Genomic DNA, 17,407 nt, shown 5'->3' with positions numbered 1-17,407 from the left:
GAAAATGCCTGCAACGTGACTGGAAAAGTCGCTGCCCTCGGTTAACATGCGCGCCAATTCTTCGCTTTCAAGGCTGTGTCGTGTCTGCCGGTTCTCTTCCCTCGCGTTCATCCCTGTTGCTGGCGCTGCTGGTCTGCCCGGCCGCGCAGGCGGATGACCTGTTCGTCGACAGCGAAGCACTGCCGCAGGTGCTGACGGCCACGCGCCTGAAACAAACCCCGGCGCAAGTGCCCGGCAGCATGACCGTACTGGACAACGAACTGATCAACGCCAGCGGCGCCCGCGACATCAGCGAGCTGCTGCGTTTGGTGCCGGGCATGATGGTCGGCAACATCAGCGGCAACCAGGCTGCGGTCAATTATCACGGGACCAACGCCAGCGAGGCGCGGCGCATGCAGGTGCTGATCGACGGCCGCTCGGTGTACCGCGCCGGGCTGGCCACGGTGGACTGGAGCGACATTCCGGTCGCGATCGAAGATATCGAGCGCGTCGAAGTCTTTCGCGGCCCGAATACCGTCAGCTATGGCGCCAATGCGCTGATGGCGGTGATCAACATCATTACCCGCCACCCGGCAGACAGCCACGGCACCCGGCTGAAGTACACCCGAGGTCAGCGTGGCATCAATGACTTTTATGCCAGCCAGGGCAGCGGCTGGAATGGCGGCGACTTGCGCCTGTCATTGTCCGGTCAGGAAGATGACGGCTTCGACAGCGATCGCAGCGGCGCCGATTACCGCGACAGCCGCCGCTTGAATCGCCTGAGCCTCGCCGTCAGTCACACCCTCAGCGACGACCAGAGCCTCGACTGGCAACTCAACGCCAAGGATGGCACCAATCAAAGGCCTTACACCTACCAACCGGTGTTTTCGGGGATTACCGCCGCCGGTAACAATTCTGACGTGGTAGCCAAGGATTACGCCGGCTCGGTGCGCTGGAATCTTGATATCAACCCGCAGCACAGCCTGTATCTACAGGGCTCGGCGCAACACTGGGACCGTCAGCAGACCTGGCGCGCCTGCGATGCCGAGGTGTCGTTCAGCCCCGAGCTGACGCAATTGTGGCAACTCAACCCCAATTACACCGAGCGGCTGGCGCGCAACATCACCCGGTTCACCGGCCCCGGCGCGGCACCTGGCACCCCACAGGAAATGGCCCTGGCCAATCAGGTACTCGAGCAGTGGCGCAACGGCGCGAGCCGAACCCTGTGCGGTGACATCGACCAGAGCGCGCGCGAGTCGCGCTATGACCTCGAACTGCAAGACACCCTCAGCCTGTCCGACAGCCTGCGCCTGGTCAGCGGCCTGAACTACCGTTACGACCGCGCCGACTCCGAAACCTATTTCAACGGCACGCTCGACGACACCACCTGGCGCGCGTTCGGCCAACTGGAATGGCGCGCGACCGAACACTGGCTGTTACAGGGCGGTGCGATGTTCGAAGACACCCGCCTGATCGGCAATTCGCTGACCCCGCGCTTCGCCGTGAATTACCTGATCAACCCGCGGCACAGTCTGCGCGCGGTGTACTCGGAGGCGATCCGCTCGCCGGACATGTTTGAGAACAATGTCAATTGGAGCTATCAGGTCAGCAACCTGCGGCCCTCGGCTTATGGACAGTCTTCGGCACGCTACTTCGTGAAAACCCGTGGACCCGGTGATCTCGATCAAGAGCACATGCGCTCGCGAGAGTTGGGCTACAACGGTTATTTCGCAGAACTCGGCCTGGCGCTCGACGTCAAGCTGTTCTACGACGAAATCACCGGGATGATCAGCGAGCCGCTGCGCAACAACCAATACATTGCCAGCAATGCCAACAGCTCACGTTTTCGCGGCGCAGAGACCCAGCTCGACTGGCGCCTGAGTCGCGCCGATCGTCTGCGTTTCACCTACGCCTTCGTCGATGCCGAGGCGAGCAATCCGCTGGATCAGCAATTCACCTCGCGCAACAGCGGCTCGGCCGGCTGGCTGCGCGATTGGGGCCACGGCTGGAACAGCGCCCTCTTCTATTACGGCGACAACGCGCTCAACGGCTACCGCTTCGAGCGGGTCGACACGCGCATCGCCAAACGCATCCCACTGGGCAAGGCGCAACTGCAACTGGCCGGCGTGTTGCAGCAGCGCCTCGACCATGAACCGAACACCTTCGTTGACAATAACTACGACGAGCGCCGGGTCATGTATGTCAGCGCCGAGCTGGAGTTCTAGGATGCGCTACGGCCGGTCACGGAAGACGCCGACCCTGAGTCACTGGCTGGCCGGACTGTTTCTGTTCGTCAGTGCGTGGCTGCACGGGGTCGCGGTGCAGGCCGCCGACATTCTGCTGACCGGCGCCGAGGACAGCCCCGGCGTGCAAGCCTTCGTCCAGGCGCTGAGCGAGTTGCGCCCGACCGACACCGTGCGCTTCCAGCCACTGGCCAGTCTGCCGGCACCGGGCAAATTGCCGGCCAGCCTGCGCTTGATTCTGCTGGACTTGCCGAGCCTGGACTGGCGCCTGCAAGAACCCCAGGGCCCGGCGACGCTGGTGTTGCGCATCAGCCGCTTGCAGGCGCGGCAACGCTTGGGCGCAAATCAGCCGGCACATTTGAGCCTGCTCTGGAGTGATCCGCCGTTGAGCCGGCAATTGCAATTGATCCGGCAAATTCTGCCGCAGGCGCGGCGCGTGGGAGTGCTGTTCGGCGAGCACAGCGAATTCTTGCTCAAGGAACTCATCCTCGCCGCCGAACCGTTGGGCCTGCAGGTTTTCAGCCAGCGCTGGGACGACATTCACGACAGCCGCCCGTTGCAAGCGGTGCTGAAGAACAGCGATGTGCTGCTCGGCCTCGACGATCCCGACCTGTATAGCCCGAAAACCGCGAAAAACCTTTTGCTCAGCAGCTACTCGCGGCAGATGGCACTGGTCGGCCCCAACATCGCCTTCGTCCGCGCCGGCAGCCTCGCCAGCACCTATAGCGATCAGCACGATTGGCTGAGCCTGCTCGACCGATTGCTCGACCAGCCACCGGCCAGTTGGCCGCGAGCGCTCTATCCCAAACCTTTTAAAGTCTCAAGTAATGCGCAGGTGGCTCGTTCTCTGGGTATCGAACCGCCCGATGATGTGTCTGTCGCCAGCCTGCTGGCCGAAGGAGAGCGCCGTCCATGAATTTCCGTCGCCGTTGGGACATCAACACCCGCACCCAGTTGATCAGCCTGGGCCCGGCGCTGTTGCTGACCTTGCTGTTGATCAGCTTCTTTACCTTTGTACGCATTCAGGATCTGCGTCAGGAGCTGACTCACACCGGGCAGTTGATTGCCAACCAACTGGCGCCCGCCACGGAATACGGGGTGATTTCCGGCAATAACGAAGTGCTGGAAAGTCTGCTAAAAGCCACGCTCGCTACGCCCAACGTGCGTTTTCTTGAGGTCCAGGACAGCGCCAACCGGATTCTGGTCTACGTCGAGCAACCGGCCGATGCGCACCGCCGCCCGCATCAGGTCGAAGTGTTCCAGGCACCGGTGCGCCTGCAACGCATCGCTCTGCACAATGACTTTTTCCAGGACGGCAAAGCCAGCAATGGCGGGACCGGCGAGGATTATCTGGGGCGGGTGATCGTTGGTCTGTCCAACGATGCCTTCAGCCAGCGCCAGCAGGAAATCCTCCTCAAGGCTGCCATTCTCGCGTTGTTCGCCCTGCTCTTTACCTTTGTTCTGGCGCGGCGCCTGGCCGGTAGTCTGTCGCAGCCGATCCGTGAAATCGGTGATGCGGTCAAGGCGATTCAGGACGGCGATTACAAGGCCCCGCTGCCGATTGTCGACGACACCGAACTCGGCGCCCTGTCGCAACACATCAACAACCTCGCCCAGGCGCTGGAACAAGCCAGCCGCGAGCAGCATCAGGCGATGGCGCAGCTGATCCAGACCCGCGAAGAGGCAGAAAAGGCCAACAACGCCAAATCCGACTTTCTGGCGATGATGAGCCATGAACTGCGCACGCCCATGAACGGCGTACTGGGCATGCTGCAATTGCTCGAAACCACCGAGATGACTGAGGAGCAGATCGAATACGCCGCCCTCGCCTCGGAGTCCACCGAACACCTGCTGAAGGTGATCAATGACATTCTCGATTTCTCGCGCATCGAACGTTCGGAACTGGAGCTTGAGCACATTCCGTTCAACCTAGCCGAACTGATCGGCGCCTGCGCGCAGTCGTTCCAGCACAGCGCAGCCCAACGCGGCCTGGCCTTGAACCTGCGCATCCCCGATGACCTGCGCGGCCTTCAGGTGCAGGGCGATCCGACGCGGATCCGGCAGATTCTGGTCAATCTGGTCGGCAACGCACTGAAGTTCACCGAACAGGGCCGCGTCAGCATCGAGGCGCAGTGGCAATCGCTGGATCACGAACTGCTGTGGTTCACCTGCTCGGTGCGCGACAGCGGCATCGGTATCTCCTCGGAAAGTCTGGAGTTGATGTTCAACGCTTTTCAGCAGGCCGACAGCTCGATCTCGCGGCGTTACGGCGGCACCGGGCTCGGCTTGCCGATCGCCCGCACTTTGGCCGAGCGCATGGGCGGCACGCTGCGCGCGCAAAGCGAGGAAGGTCGCGGCTCGGTGTTCACCCTGGAAATTCCCTTGGCGCTGTACAAACAGGCCTTGCCGCCGCTGGCCGCGCCGCGAGCGCTCAACGGCAAGCAACACGGCGAAGGCCGCCATGTGCTGCTGGTCGAAGACAACCCGGTGAACCAGACGGTGATCGAAGCGATGCTGCGTAGTCTGGGCTTTGCGGTCAGCGTTGCCACCGATGGCGCGCAAGCCGTGCGCAGTGCCGAGGGCGGCGCTTTCGAAGTGATTCTGATGGATTGCCGCTTGCCGATCATCGACGGCTACGAGGCCACGCGGCAGATCCGCCGCCTGCCCGGACGTAGCGAGGTGCCGATCATCGCCCTGACCGCCAACGCCTTGCAGGGCGACCGCGAAACCTGCCTGTCGGCGGGGATGAACGATTATCTGGCGAAGCCGTTCAAACGTAATGATCTGCAGCAGATTCTGCAGCGCTGGGTGTCGTAACGTGGGCCTTTCGACCATCTGCGACTGGCGTGAAAAGCGAAAGTGCGGCAGTCTTAGGCACCCGAACGAGCCCCAAAAGGGGCTTGAATAAAAATTTCAGTGCACAAGTGTACATTCATGTCCTTGGTGCTGTGACTTTCACCACAACGCAATAGTCTATGAGTAGGCTGCCGGTTCGAGGCATGAACGCTTCGAACGGTCGGGAAGATTTGCCCCACCTGCCGCATGGGATTATTGAGGAGCTCGCATGACCAAACAAAACGCCTTTACTCGGGAAGATCTGCTGCGCTGCAGTCGCGGTGAGCTGTTTGGCCCAGGTAACGCGCAACTGCCCGCCCCGAACATGCTGATGGTGGATCGCATCACCCTGATCAGCGAAGAAGGCGGCAAGTACGGCAAAGGTGAATTGGTCGCCGAGCTGGATATCAACCCTGACCTGTGGTTCTTCGCGTGCCACTTCGAAGGCGATCCGGTAATGCCGGGCTGCCTGGGTCTGGATGCCATGTGGCAACTGGTCGGCTTCTTCCTCGGCTGGCAAGGCCTGCCGGGCCGCGGCCGTGCGCTGGGTTCGGGCGAAGTGAAATTCTTCGGCCAGGTCCTGCCGACCGCCAAGAAAGTCACCTACAACATTCATATCAAACGCGTCCTCAAAGGCAAGCTGAACCTGGCCATCGCCGATGGTTCGGTGACTGTCGACGGTCGCGAAATCTACACCGCCGAAGGCCTTCGCGTCGGCGTGTTCACCTCCACTGACAACTTCTAAGGGTTATTCGCATGCGCCGCGTCGTTATCACTGGTCTGGGCATCGTTTCGTGCCTGGGCAATGACAAAGAGACCGTCTCCGCTAACCTGCGTGCAAGCCGCCCTGGCATCCGGTTCAACCCGGAATACGCCGAAATGGGTCTGCGTAGCCAGGTTTCCGGCTCCATCGACCTCAACCTTGAAGAGCTGATCGATCGCAAGATCTATCGCTTCGTCGGTCACGCAGCGGCTTACGCCTACCTGGCCATGAAAGACGCTATTGCTGACTCCGGCCTGACCGAAGAGCAAGTGTCCAACCCGCGCACTGGCCTGATCGCCGGTTCCGGTGGCGCCTCCACGCTGAACCAGATGGAAGCGCTGGACATCCTGCGCGAGAAAGGCGTGAAGCGCGTCGGCCCGTACCGCGTGACGCGGACCATGAGCAGCACCGTTTCCGCTTGCCTGGCCACCCCGTTCAAGATCAAGGGCCTGAACTACTCCATCGCTTCTGCCTGCGCCACCAGTGCTCACTGCATCGGTACCGCCATGGAACAGATCCAGATGGGCAAGCAGGACATCGTCTTCGCCGGCGGCGGTGAAGAAGAGCACTGGAGCCAGTCGTTCCTGTTCGACGCCATGGGCGCGCTGTCCAGCAAGCGTAACGACACGCCAGAACAGGCCTCCCGTGCCTACGACGCCGACCGTGACGGTTTCGTCATCGCTGGCGGTGGCGGTATGGTCGTGGTCGAAGAGCTGGAACATGCTCTGGCCCGCGGCGCAAAAATCTACGCGGAAATCGTCGGCTACGGCGCGACCTCCGACGGCTACGACATGGTTGCCCCAAGTGGCGAAGGCGCGATCCGCTGCATGCAGCAGGCGCTGTCCACCGTCGACACGCCAATCGACTACCTCAACACCCACGGCACCTCGACTCCGGTCGGTGACGTTGCGGAAATGAAAGGTGTGCGTGAAGTGTTCGGCGACAAGGCTCCGGCGATCAGTTCGACCAAGAGCCTGTCCGGTCACTCCCTGGGCGCTGCCGGCGTTCACGAAGCGATCTACTGCATGCTGATGATGGAAGGCAACTTCATTGCCGGCTCCGCCAACATCGACGAGCTGGACCCAGAAGTGGCCGATCTGCCGGTGCTGACCAAGACCCGCGAAAACGCCACCATCAACACCGTGATGAGCAACAGCTTCGGTTTCGGCGGCACCAACGCCACGCTGGTGCTCAAGCGCTGGGAAGGCAAGTAATTTCCCGCTGCTGAGCCGTACATGAAAACGCCCCGACCGGTTCGGGGCGTTTTTTTTTCGTCTACAGGAATTAGCCGGAACACCGCTGATCCCTGTGGGAGCGAGCCTGCTCGCGAAAGCGGTTCAACTGCCAGTTATTTGTTGACTGGCCTACCGTATTCGCGAGCAGGCTCGCTCCCACAAAGCGGAGTCTTGAGTGTCTGAAAATGAAACGTTTGTCATGAAACCAAACGCCCTGCGACCGAATGTCGCGGATTACGCGGGCTGCAGCACTGTTGCAAAATACGCAACAACACCTTGCGCGAATCGGCCGTTTACTTAGCCGGCTAACAAATCCTATAACAGAGTCCTGCACAGGCCTTGCTGCAGACAACCTGAGATTTGGAGCTAGCAGATGACTGTAAAAGTAACTGAACGCGACGATTCACACATGTCCCACGAAGGCGTAGCCGCCGGTATTCGCATCTGGGATGTGCATCAACAAGACTTGCTGGTCGGGATGTTCCACAGCGAAGTCGATGCTCACAACTACAAGGCCGAACTCGAAGTACAAGAGCAGCAACGCGACGCCCGCTCCTCCTGAAGCAACCACAGCATTGAAAACGACAAACCCCGCCATGAGCGGGGTTTGTCGTTGTGGCCTTCAGCGGATTACCACATCAGGTCATCCGGGATCTGATACGCGGCGTACGGATCGTCCTCGACGCTGACCTCCTCGGTCTTGACGTTGAGCTGGACGATGCGCTGCGGGTCGCGCTCCTGGATCTTCAGCGCCGCTTCACGCGGGATCACTTCGTAGCCGCCGTTATGATGAACGATTGCCAGCGAACCGCTGCTGAGCTTGTTGCGCATCAGCGTGTTGACCGAAATACGCTTGACCTTCTTGTCATCAACGAAGTTGTAGTAGTCCTCGGTGGTCAGCTTCGGCAGACGCGAGACTTCAATCAACTGCTTGACCTGCGCGGCACGCGCCTTGGCTTCGGCCTTCTCTTTCGCCTGACGGTTCAACTCCTGGTCGCGCTTGACCTTCTCGGCCATGGCTTCCTGAGCGGCGCGCTGCTGCGAGTCATCCAGTTCGATCTGACCCTTGTGAGCCAGGCGCTGCTGCTTCTGCTTGTCCTTGCTGACCTGCTTGGCCTGCTTTTGGTTGACCAGGCCTGCTTTGAGCAACTGGTCGCGAAGGGAAATACTCATGGTGCTTACTCACTTGGGCAGTGGCTCAGCCGCAGCCGGGCACATTCTTTTCCTGACGTTTGGCTTCGCCCCAGAGGGCGTCCAACTCTTCGAGGGTGCAATCTTCCATGGGACGGTGGGTGTCGCGCAATGCCTGTTCGATAAAACGGAAACGTCTTTCAAACTTGCCGTTGGCGCCACGTAATGCGGTTTCCGGATCGACCTTCAGATGTCGGGCCAGATTGACCACGGAAAACAGCAGGTCGCCGATCTCGTCAGCCACTGCCACGGGATCGTTTTCGGACATGGCTTCGAGCACTTCGTCGAGCTCTTCACGCACCTTGTCGAGCACCGGCAAGGCGTCCGGCCAGTCGAATCCGACCTGCGCGGCGCGCTTTTGCAACTTCGCCGAACGCGACAATGCTGGCAGCGCGGACGGCACATCGTCGAGCAGTGACAGTTGCTCGGGCGCTGCGGATTTCTCGGCGCGTTCCTCAGCCTTGATTTCTTCCCAGCGCTGCTTGACCTGTTCTTCGCTCAAACGTGGTACGTCGAGCGGCGCGTACAGATCGCCGGTGGGGAATACGTGCGGATGGCGGCGGATCAGCTTGCGGGTGATGCTGTCGATCACTCCGGCGAATTCGAAGCGCCCTTCTTCCTTGGCCAACTGGCTGTAATACACCACCTGGAACAACAGATCGCCGAGTTCGCCCTGCAAGTGATCGAAGTCGCCACGCTCGATGGCGTCGGCCACTTCGTAGGCTTCTTCGAGGGTGTGCGGGACGATAGTCGCGTAAGTCTGCTTGATGTCCCACGGGCAACCGAACTGCGGATCGCGCAGGCGGGACATCAGGTGGAGCAGGTCTTCAAGGCTGTACATCATTTCACTCACTACATTGATCCCTGTGGGAGCGAGCTTGCTCGCGAAGACGAACTTTCAATCACATCGATGCTGGATGCGATACCGTCTTCGCGAGCAAGCTCGCTCCCACATTGGATCGGCGTTCACATTCGAAATCGTCGATCTTCAAGGCGTACGATTACGCCGCGTTTCGATGATGTTCGGCAATTGCGAAATCCGCCCCAGCAAGCGCCCAAGCGCGTCCAGCCCCGGGATCTCGATGGTCAGCGACATCAGCGCAGTGTTGTCTTCCTTGTTCGAGCGGGTGTTGACCGCCAGCACGTTGATGCGCTCGTTGAGCAGCACCTGGGAGACGTCACGCAACAGACCGGAACGGTCGTAGGCGCGGATGACGATGTCCACCGGGTAGGTGAGTACCGGCACCGGCCCCCAGCTGACCTGAATGATCCGCTCCGGCTCGCGCCCGCCCAGTTGCAGCACCGAGGCGCAGTCCTGACGGTGAATGCTCACGCCACGCCCTTGGGTGATGTAGCCGACGATCGCATCGCCCGGCAGCGGCTGGCAGCAGCCAGCCATCTGCGTCATCAGGTTGCCGACGCCCTGGATCTGAATGTCGCCGCGTTTGCCCGGCTTGTAGCCGGTGGCCTTGCGCGGAATCAGTTCCAGCTGTTCGTTGCCGCGTTCCGGTTCGACCAGTTGCTGCGCGAGATTGACCAGTTGCGCCAGGCGCAGGTCGCCGGCACCGAGGGCGGCGAACATGTCTTCGGCGGTTTTCATGTTGGCCTTGTCGGCCAGCTTGTCGAAGTCCACCGCTGGCAGGCCGAGGCGCGTCAGTTCGCGCTCGATCAGGGTCTTGCCGGCTGCGACGTTCTGGTCGCGCGCCTGCAGCTTGAACCAGTGCACGATCTTCGCCCGCGCCCGCGAGGTGGTGACGTAACCGAGGTTCGAGTTCAGCCAGTCGCGGCTCGGCGTGCCGTGCTTGCTGGTGATGATCTCGACCTGCTCACCGGTCTGCAGGCTGTAGTTGAGCGGGACGATGCGCCCGTTGATCTTCGCGCCACGGCAGTTGTGGCCGATCTCGGTGTGCACGCGATAGGCGAAGTCCAGCGGCGTCGCGCCTTTGGGCAAGTCGATGGCGTGGCCGTCGGGGGTAAAGATGTAGACCCGGTCCGGCTCGATATCGACGCGCAGCTGTTCCGCCAGACCACCGATATCGCCCAATTCCTCGTGCCACTCGAGCACCTGACGCAACCAGGAAATTTTCTCTTCGTAGTGGTTGGAGCCGGATTTGACGTCGGTGCCCTTGTAGCGCCAGTGCGCGCAGACGCCGAGTTCGGCCTCTTCGTGCATCGAGTGCGTACGGATCTGCACTTCGAGAACCTTGCCTTCCGGGCCGATTACCGCGGTGTGCAGCGAGCGATAGCCGTTCTCTTTCGGGTTGGCGATGTAGTCGTCGAATTCTTTCGGGATATGCCGCCACAAGGTGTGAACGATGCCCAGCGCGGTGTAGCAGTCGCGCATTTCCGGAACCAGCACGCGCACTGCGCGCACGTCGTAGATCTGGCTGAATTCCAGACCCTTGCGCTGCATTTTGCGCCAGATCGAATAGATGTGTTTGGCCCGCCCGCTGATGTCGGCCTCGACACCGGTGGCCTGCAATTCGTCCTTGAGCTGGGTCATCACGTCAGCGATGAAACGCTCGCGGTCCAGCCGCCGCTCGTGGAGCAACTTGGCGATCTGTTTGTATTGATCGGGCTCGAGGTAACGGAAGGACAAATCCTCCAGTTCCCACTTGATATGGCCGATGCCGAGGCGGTGCGCGAGCGGCGCATAGATGTCGAAGACTTCGCGGGCGACGCGGTTACGTTTTTCGTCGTCGGCGGTTTTCACCGCACGGATCGCGCAGGTGCGTTCGGCCAGTTTGATCAGCGCGACGCGCACGTCATCGACCATGGCCACCAGCATCTTGCGCAGGTTCTCTACCTGCCCTTGCGTGCCCATCACCATCGACTGGCGCGGGCTGAGGCTGGCGCTGATGGCGGCCATGCGCTGCACGCCGTCGATCAGTTTGGCCACCACCGGGCCGAAGCGCTGGCCGACGGCGGCGAGTTCGATCTGGCCCTCGCGTACGCCGCGATACAGCACCGCAGCGACCAGCGAATCCTGATCGAGCTTGAGGTCGGCGAGAATCTCGGCGATTTCAAGCCCGGTGCTGAAACTGCCGGAGCCCTCGGCCCACAGATTCTTTTTCGCGTTGGATTGCTGCTCCGCCTCGCGAGCGAACTCGCAGGCTTCCTTCAAGGCTTCGCGATCCAGTGCCAGATCGACACTGACCGCGTGATCGAGCCAAGCCTCGAGATTGATACTGCCGTCGGTGTTGATCGGCTGGTGTGCTCTCACCTGTACCATGTCGCTTTACCTTCCCTACGACGCAGATTCAATGCGTCAAATCGCTGATCCTCATCGCCCGGTTGCGCTCGCGGGGCTCAGGCGAGCGCGGCACGGACAGATCAGACGGATTCAGACGAGCCGTCCTGGCTCGCTTCAAATAACGCCATGGCCTCGACATGTGCCGTCTGAGGAAACATATCGAGAATCCCGGCACGTTTTAACCGGTAGCCCTGCTTGATCAATTCGACCGTGTCGCGCGCCAGAGTTGCAGGGTTGCACGACACATACACCAGCCGTTTGGCACCCAGGCTCGCCAGCTTGCGCACCACCTCGAAAGCACCGTCACGGGGTGGGTCCAAGAGTACCGCAGAAAAGCCGTTTCCGATCCACTGGGCATCGTTCAAAGGCTGGGATAAATCGGCTTGAAAAAACTTTGTGTTATGCAAATTGTTACTGGCGGCGTTCGCTGCGGCGCGCTCGACCATGGTCTGCACGCCTTCGACCGCTACCACTTCACGCACGCTTTGGGCCAACGGCAACGCGAAGTTGCCGAGACCGCAAAACAGGTCCAGTACGCGTTCCTCCGGCCTCGGCCTCAGCCAGTCCAGCGCCTGGGCGACCATCGCTTCGTTGACGCCGGCATTGACTTGAACGAAGTCGCCGGGGCGATAGGCCAGATCGAGGTTCCATTGTTCCAGCCGATAGCCCAGCGCCTGGCTGGCGTCGACCGGTTGCGGCTCGCCTTCGCCATGCAGCCACAATTGCGCCTCATGGAACTGGCAGAAATCCTTGAGGATCGTCAGGTCCGCTTCGGACAGCGGCGCCATGTGCCGCAGCAGCACGGCCAGTGACGAGCCGCTGAACAATTCGACATGCCCCAGCGCTTGCGGCTTGCTCAAGCGCCGCAGCATCTCCGGCAATCGGGTCATGATCGGTTGCAAGGGCTGTACCAGCACCGGGCATTCGCTGATCGCGACAATGTCCTGACTGCCGGCGGCGCGGAAACCCACTTCAAGTTGCTTTGCCTTCATGTCCCAGCGCACCGCAATCCGCGCGCGACGGCGATAGCCGAATTCCGGGCCGGTCAGCGGAGCGGCCCATTCTTGCGGCTCAACGCCGGCAACGCGCGACAATTGCTCGGCGAGCATGCGCTGTTTTAGGGCGAGCTGTTCGTCGTGGGGCAGGTGTTGCACGCTGCAACCGCCGCAACGACCGGCATGCGTACACGGCGCCGGGCGACGCAAGTCGCTGGCCTTGAACACACGCTCGGTACGCGCCTCGACGACTTTACCGTGGGCGCCAAGCACCCGCGCCTCGACCTCTTCGCCGGCGAGGGCGCCGAGGACGAACCAGGTTTTGCCTTCGAAAAACGCGATACCGCGACCGTCATTGGCCAAGCGCTCGATGTTCAAGCGCTGCTTTTTACCGGTCGGGATTTGCGTGGCCTTGCTGCCGCCGGTGGGCTGGAAGCGCAGGCCTCTCTCGTGCTTGGCCATCAGTTGGGCGCGTCGAAAATGCCGGTCGACAGGTAACGGTCGCCACGGTCGCAAATGATCGCGACGATCACCGCGTTTTCAACTTCTTTGGACAAGCGCAGCATTGCTGCCACCGCACCGCCCGAGGACACGCCACAGAAGATGCCTTCTTCGCGGGCCAGACGCCGAGTAACATCTTCGGCTTCGCTTTGCGCCATGTCGACGATGCGGTCGACGCGGTCGGCCTGATAGATCTTCGGCAGGTATTCCTGCGGCCAACGGCGGATGCCGGGAATGGCCGAGCCTTCCATCGGTTGCAGGCCGACGATCTGCACGCTGTCGCTCTGCTCTTTCAAGTAGCGCGAAACGCCCATGATGGTGCCGGTAGTGCCCATCGAACTGACGAAATGAGTGATGCTGCCCTGGGTCTGGCGCCAGATCTCCGGACCGGTGGTGGTGTAGTGCGCTTCAGGATTATCACCATTGGCGAACTGATCGAGCACCTTGCCGCGGCCTTCAGCCTCCATGCGCTGCGCCAGATCGCGCGCGCCTTCCATGCCTTCTTCCTGACTGACCAGAATCAGCTCGGCGCCATACGCGGTCATCGCCGCTTTACGCTCGGCGCTGGAATTGTCCGGCATGATCAGGATCATCTTGTAACCCTTGATCGCAGCAGCCATGGCCAGGGCAATCCCGGTGTTGCCGGAAGTCGCCTCGATCAGCGTATCGCCAGCGAGGATCTGCCCGCGCAACTCGGCACGGGTGATCATCGACAGCGCCGGACGGTCCTTGACCGAACCCGCCGGGTTGTTCCCTTCGAGCTTGAGCAAAAGGGTGTTGCTGGTGGCGCCGGGCAGGCGCTGCAAACGCACCAGCGGCGTGTTGCCGACGCAATCGGCGATGGTTGGGTACTGCAGGGTCATGGCGTATTCGCAATCCAGACGTGCGGGGGCGCCTATCATACCGGCAAACCCGCGCAGGCCATATCACGCAAAGTGCGGTGCTTATGGTTTATGGGAATAAGCGCACCCAAGTCGGTGTTTTCTGTATGGGCGGTATCCAGTGCGTAAAACTCATGCAACTTGGCTTGCAGCAACTGCTTATCCGGCAAACAGGTTTGATATTGCGCAATCAGCGCAGGCGAGAGGCTACGATTGAGAGCGTACTCGACCACCTCGTCTTCCTTGCTCGCACAAAGCAGCACACCGATCGCTGGGTTTTCGTGAGGCTTGCGGACATTGCGATCCAGCGCCTCCAGATAGAAATCCAGCTTGCCCAGATACTCCGGCTCGAAACGCCCGACCTTCAGCTCGATAGCGACGAGGCAATTCAGTCCTCGGTGGAAAAACAAAAGGTTCAGCGCGAAATCCCGACCACCGACCTGCAGCGGATATTCGGAACCGACAAAGCAGAAGTCCCGACCCAGCTCAATGAGGAAATCCTTCAGCCGTGTCAGCAGCCCTTGGTGCAGATCGGTTTCAGAATGAGCAGAGGGCAGATCGAGAAATTCGACCATGTAGGAATCGCGGAAGATCTCGAGCGCTGCCGGGTGGGCTTGTTCAAGTGCGGCGGAGGCTTTTGCCGGATCGGTGACGCTTCGCTCAAACAGCGCTGTTTTCAGCTGCCGCTCCAGCTCACGTCTGGACCATTGCTCTCGAACGGCCATTCGTACGTAAAACGCGCGTTCCTCGGGTCGTTTGCACTGGCTGAAGATGACCAGATTGTGCGACCAGGATAATTGTCGCACCAGTGGTGCGACTTTCTCTTCGGCGTGATAAGTCTCATAAAACTGGCGCATTCGAAACAGGTTCGAACGAGTAAAACCGCGCAACCCTGGTTGTGTCAGGGCCAAATGATCGGCCAATTGACCCACCACCGAATCCCCCCACTCCGCCCGCGCGATCTTGAGGCTGATATGCGCCCCTACCTGCCAATAAAGCTCGATCATCTGAGTATTGACCGCCTGCATGGCCTTGTGTCTGGAACTGTGAATCAGCGCGAGCACTTCATTGAAACGATCGCCATCTGAGCTGCCGGTTAGGCTGGATGCATTCATGCGCAATTCCTTGAAGGTTAGGTGAAGCACGAGCCTAAACCGTTCAGGAAGCCTGAAATGACCGCTGGTGCCGCTTGGGAAATGTCACACAGAAAAAGGAGAGCGCTCTGTCAACCCAGCGGTATTGAAGCTATGGATGGACTACATCGCGAGCGGGCTCACTCCTACAAAAGAATTATGTTGTTCACACAACCTGAGGCGACCCGAGTTCCACTGTGGGAGCGAGCCTGCTCGCGAAGGCGTCAGAACTGGCGACACCATCATCCGCCAGCAAGCGCAAATTCAACCGCAACCCCGCCCCGCTGTTCTGCGCCCAAATACTTCCGCCCTGCCGCTGCACCGCATTGCGCGCAATGCTCAAGCCCAAACCAAACCCGCCATCCCCGGGTCTCGATCCGTCCAATCGGATGAACGGCGAAAAGATTCGCTCCAGATCCGCTTCAGCCACGCCGCCGCCCTGATCCTCCAGCCACAAATGCCAATAATCGCCATCACGCCGGCCAGCGAGCCGGACGATGCCGCCCTCGGGCGAGTGCCGAATGGCATTGCGCAGAATATTCTCCAGCGCCTGCGCCAGGGTATTCAGATGGCCACGGACCCAGCACGACGCATCGACCGAACATTGCAATTGCAAGCTCGGCCAGCCGCTCTCATAACAGGCGTTGTCCGTGAGCATTTCCCAGAGGGCCTGAATCTGGATCGCTTCGTCGGGCAGTGGCGTGCGGTCAGTGTCAAGCCAGGCCAGCTGCAAAGTGTCTTCGACCAGCCGCTGCATGCCGTCGACCTCGCGACCGATGCGTTCGCGCAACTGCGGCAGCCCTTGTTCACCTTCACTGGCGACGCGCAGGCGGCTGAGCGGTGTGCGCAATTCATGAGACAAATCGCGCAGTAATTGTTGTTGCAGGGCAACGGTGGTTTGCAGGCGTTCGGACATCGAATCGAATGCGCGGGCCAGGTCACCGAGTTCGTCGGGGCGCTGGGTCATGCCACTCGACAGGCGCACATTCAATTGGTCGGCGCGCCAGGCGTTGGCCTGTTCGCGCAGGTTATTCAGGGGCACCACCAGCAAGCGGTACAGGCCCACGCACAGCAACAAGGTGAACAGACCGGGAATCACGCCATTGGTGATGACGCGCCAGAACACCCGGTACTTGCCCGGCACGAAGCGCTCCGGCAATTCGATGACGAGGATGCCAGCCGACGGCTCGTTGGGAAACGGCACACGCAGCCACGGCCGGCCCTTTTTGTGGATAGGCCAGTCGAGGCCGCGCAGAAAGGTCAGGTGCTGCACTTCCGCCTCGTTCAGCGGCTCGCTGCTCAGCGACTGCAAATTGCCACCAATCACGCCAACCCAACTGGCCTCGCGCAATTCCATGCTTTGCAGCCAGTCATCCACGCCATTGCGCCCGCCGTGTTGCCACGCCTGCTCCGCTTGGGCGGCATAGCGACTGAGCGTGCCGCGCGCTTCGTCGGAGAGGAACTGATTGCGCTCCTCCATGTAGCGACCCCACGACCAGCTCAGCCAGATCATCAACAGACAGAACGCCACCAGCAGCAGAGCCAGTTTCCAGAACAGCGAATGCCGCCCCGGCAGCTCAGAGCGTTTCATCGGCGCCACTCAATACGTAACCCTTGCCCCAAACGGTGCGCACTTCGCGCTCGGTATAACCGATGGCCTTGAGTTTGCGGCGGATCTGGCTGATGTGCATGTCGAGGCTGCGGTCGTGGGCGGCATAGCCGCGTTGCAGCACATGCTGATAAAGGAAGGCTTTGCTCAGCACCTCCTCGTCGTTGCGGTTGAGGGTGTCGAGCAAGCGGAACTCGCTACGGGTCAGCCCGGCGGCCTGCTCGCGGAAAAACACCTCGCATTGCTCATCGTCGAAACGCAGCGCACCGCTTGCCGCTGGCAGCGCAGCCGTCGCCGGACGACGATCGAGGGCGACGCGGCGCAGGATCGCTTCGATGCGCACATGCAATTCGGCCATGCTGAACGGCTTGGGTAAATAGTCATCGGCGCCGAGACGAAAGCCGCTGATGCGATCGGCTTCAGCGCCGAGGGCCGACATCAACAGCACCGGCGTCGAATGGCTCTGGCGCAATTGCGTCAGCAGCTTCAAGCCGTCCAAGCCGGGCAAAAGAATGTCCATCAGCACCACGTCGAACGGTTGGCGCTGGGCGATGCTCAGGCCTTCCTCGCCATTCTGGCACCAGGTCACCTGAAAGCCGCTGCGGCCCAGATGTTCATGCACATAGGCACCGAGTACCGGATCGTCTTCGATGGAAAGAATGCGTGGCTGGCCAACGGAAACAGGAGTCATGAGTATCTGCAAGTAATTCTCAGTTGAGCGCGATTATTCAAGATTGCCGGGCCCGCGGCAACTCAAGGATCGGCCACCAGACCAACGCGCCTGTGCGG

General features: G+C 60.8%; 14 protein-coding genes. 6 read left to right on the top strand and 8 right to left on the bottom strand.

Going from position 1 to position 17,407, the window contains the following annotated elements; genetic code table 11:
• Window positions 1-80 precede the first annotated feature (80 nt).
• The 6 genes from V6F91_RS25115 to V6F91_RS25090 all read left to right on the top strand — a co-directional run bounded on the left by V6F91_RS25115 (window position 81) and on the right by V6F91_RS25090 (window position 7,617).
• A complete protein-coding gene (locus V6F91_RS25115) occupies window positions 81-2,204 on the top strand; it encodes a TonB-dependent receptor plug domain-containing protein (RefSeq protein ID WP_332769235.1) in 2,124 nt (707 codons plus the stop codon).
• A gap of 1 nt (window position 2,205) precedes the next feature.
• Window positions 2,206-3,138, top strand: coding sequence for an ABC transporter substrate-binding protein (locus V6F91_RS25110; RefSeq protein WP_332769233.1), 933 nt, complete (start codon window positions 2,206-2,208; stop codon window positions 3,136-3,138).
• Window positions 3,135-5,039, top strand: a complete 1,905-nt coding sequence (locus tag V6F91_RS25105) for an ATP-binding protein (RefSeq protein WP_332769231.1) — start codon at window positions 3,135-3,137, stop codon at window positions 5,037-5,039. Before V6F91_RS25110 ends, V6F91_RS25105 begins: the two co-directional genes overlap by 4 nt.
• A gap of 247 nt (window positions 5,040-5,286) precedes the next feature.
• A complete protein-coding gene (gene fabA / locus V6F91_RS25100) occupies window positions 5,287-5,802 on the top strand; it encodes a 3-hydroxyacyl-[acyl-carrier-protein] dehydratase FabA (RefSeq protein WP_003227150.1) in 516 nt (171 codons plus the stop codon).
• An 11-nt stretch (window positions 5,803-5,813) separates the two neighbouring features.
• The gene (gene fabB / locus V6F91_RS25095; RefSeq protein ID WP_007957797.1) at window positions 5,814-7,034 is read left to right on the top strand and encodes a beta-ketoacyl-ACP synthase I; all 1,221 of its coding nucleotides are present in this window, start codon (window positions 5,814-5,816) and stop codon (window positions 7,032-7,034) included.
• Window positions 7,035-7,428: 394 nt separating this feature from the next.
• Entirely contained in the window at window positions 7,429-7,617 is a 189-nt protein-coding gene (locus tag V6F91_RS25090; protein WP_093099317.1) for a hypothetical protein, read from the top strand.
• A 68-nt stretch (window positions 7,618-7,685) separates the two neighbouring features.
• Here V6F91_RS25090 and V6F91_RS25085 read toward each other — a convergent pair whose 3' ends face one another.
• The 8 genes from V6F91_RS25085 to V6F91_RS25050 all read right to left on the bottom strand — a co-directional run bounded on the left by V6F91_RS25085 (window position 7,686) and on the right by V6F91_RS25050 (window position 17,309).
• Entirely contained in the window at window positions 7,686-8,228 is a 543-nt protein-coding gene (locus V6F91_RS25085; protein ID WP_332769227.1) for a DUF2058 domain-containing protein, read from the bottom strand.
• A gap of 25 nt (window positions 8,229-8,253) precedes the next feature.
• Entirely contained in the window at window positions 8,254-9,087 is an 834-nt protein-coding gene (mazG, locus tag V6F91_RS25080) for a nucleoside triphosphate pyrophosphohydrolase (RefSeq protein ID WP_332769275.1), read from the bottom strand.
• A 147-nt stretch (window positions 9,088-9,234) separates the two neighbouring features.
• The gene (relA, locus tag V6F91_RS25075) at window positions 9,235-11,478 is read right to left on the bottom strand and encodes a GTP diphosphokinase (protein WP_090285304.1); all 2,244 of its coding nucleotides are present in this window, start codon (window positions 11,476-11,478) and stop codon (window positions 9,235-9,237) included.
• A 101-nt stretch (window positions 11,479-11,579) separates the two neighbouring features.
• The gene (gene rlmD, locus V6F91_RS25070; protein ID WP_332769225.1) at window positions 11,580-12,956 is read right to left on the bottom strand and encodes a 23S rRNA (uracil(1939)-C(5))-methyltransferase RlmD; all 1,377 of its coding nucleotides are present in this window, start codon (window positions 12,954-12,956) and stop codon (window positions 11,580-11,582) included.
• Window positions 12,956-13,858, bottom strand: coding sequence for a cysteine synthase CysM (cysM, locus tag V6F91_RS25065; protein WP_332769272.1), 903 nt, complete (start codon window positions 13,856-13,858; stop codon window positions 12,956-12,958). Before cysM ends, rlmD begins: the two co-directional genes overlap by 1 nt.
• Before the next feature lie 35 nt (window positions 13,859-13,893).
• Window positions 13,894-14,991 (bottom strand): PDDEXK nuclease domain-containing protein, encoded by a 1,098-nt coding sequence (locus V6F91_RS25060; RefSeq protein WP_332769223.1) that lies wholly within the window; start codon window positions 14,989-14,991, stop codon window positions 13,894-13,896.
• 184 nt (window positions 14,992-15,175) lie between these two features.
• Complete coding sequence (locus V6F91_RS25055) at window positions 15,176-16,600, bottom strand: sensor histidine kinase (protein WP_332769221.1); 1,425 nt, start codon at window positions 16,598-16,600, stop codon at window positions 15,176-15,178.
• A complete protein-coding gene (locus V6F91_RS25050) occupies window positions 16,587-17,309 on the bottom strand; it encodes a response regulator transcription factor (RefSeq protein ID WP_332769219.1) in 723 nt (240 codons plus the stop codon). The genes V6F91_RS25055 and V6F91_RS25050 overlap by 14 nt, the downstream gene beginning before the upstream one ends.
• Between the last annotated feature and the right edge of the window lie 98 nt (window positions 17,310-17,407).

Origin of the sequence: Pseudomonas koreensis (genome assembly GCF_036668835.1) — a bacterium.
GTDB lineage: Bacteria > Pseudomonadota > Gammaproteobacteria > Pseudomonadales > Pseudomonadaceae > Aquipseudomonas > Aquipseudomonas koreensis_I.
This window is presented reverse-complemented; position numbering and strand designations above follow the sequence as displayed.